The organism is Mucilaginibacter flavus, from assembly GCF_030409315.1.
Taxonomy (GTDB): Bacteria; Bacteroidota; Bacteroidia; order Sphingobacteriales; family Sphingobacteriaceae; genus Mucilaginibacter; species Mucilaginibacter flavus.
Genome location: NZ_JAUFPS010000051.1, coordinates 1 through 1320, shown reverse-complemented (window position 1 = coordinate 1320; position 1320 = coordinate 1). Strand labels below are relative to the sequence as shown.

The 1320-nt window shown below is 38.5% G+C and carries 1 protein-coding gene; it reads left to right on the top strand.

Annotated elements, in window-relative coordinates:
- Nucleotides 1–274: 274 nt before the first annotated feature.
- Nucleotides 275–1267 (top strand): transposase, encoded by a 993-nt coding sequence (locus tag QWZ17_RS23265; RefSeq protein WP_290307719.1) that lies wholly within the window; start codon nucleotides 275–277, stop codon nucleotides 1265–1267.
- The last annotated feature ends 53 nt before the right edge of the window (nucleotides 1268–1320 follow it).

Here is a 1320-nt window from a genome sequence, read left to right as displayed (position 1 = left end):
CGTCATTGCCTTTGGTCTAACAAAAGAAACATAAAACAAAAGATTGTTATTGTTATACCGGGGGTGCAGGGGGTGTTAAGAACTAAAAAACTTGTGGAAAACGTTATTGTAAAAGGCAGGGTGAACTTACGTCATTGCTTAGTTGAAAGAACTTAGCCTCGTATTAGTTCCCTGCCTTTTATGATTGCCCAAGGCCCAGCTATAATACTCTCTTTGTCCCATCAAAGGTTATTGGCAAAAGGCAATCTTTTAATGTTAATTAAAAGATAAACGTATGAAAGCTTACAATGTTATTCTTGGGGTTGATGTTTCAAAGCGAACTCTCGACATCGGTTGCGCTGACCGCCTTCAGCACATTCAAATTGAAAACAGTAGCAAAGGTTTTAATGTATTAAAAAAGTGGTGTAAAAGCCATGAGATTGATCTTAGTGCGAGTCTGATCATCCTGGAATATACCGGAGGTTATGAGTATCGGTTTCTGCAGTTTTGCACAGCTCATCAGATTGACTTTTGCAGAATCTCAGGCTTAGAAATCAAACGCTCCATGGGTATGACCCGCGGAAAGAACGATAAGGTAGATTCATTCAGGATCGGGCAATATGGAGAAGAAAAGATCAAGAGGCTGGAGTTATCTAAGCCATTGAATGATAATATATTAAAACTCAAACAATTGCTTTCCTTCAGGAAAAGATTAGTCAGAGAGAAAGCCGGGCTTACTGCTACTGTCAAAGAGCGGGAGTATATGTATGAGGTAAGCAAAAAAGATACCGTAGTTCGGATAGGAACCAGGAAGATAAAACAGGATGAGCAATATATTCAGGAAATAGAAGCTGAGATAATGGCTCTTATCAAGGCTGATATATTGATGCATCAAAACTATAGAATATTAACCAGCATCAAAGGAATAGGACCGATAAATGCCTGGATGACGTTGGCTTATACAGAGAACTTTACAAGCTTTGAAAACGCCAGGCAATATGCCGTATTTGCAGGAGTAATCCCATTTGAACACAAGTCAGGAACGAGTATTAAGGGAAAAAACCGGGTAAGCCATATGGCTAATAAGGAACTCAAGCAGGAACTTAATCAAGCCGCTAAAACGGCGATGATCCACGATCCTGAAATTCATGCATATGCGGAACGGCTACTTAAAACAAAAGCGTATTCTTTGGTGCTGAATAATATAAAATTCAAGTTAATCCTTAGGATGTTCTCTTTAGTTAAAAGGGGGGAAATGTATGTGGAGAACTATAGAAGAATCGCATAAAAAATGATTCTTTTAAATAAAATTTGGATATGTCGTAGACCTATAATACGAGG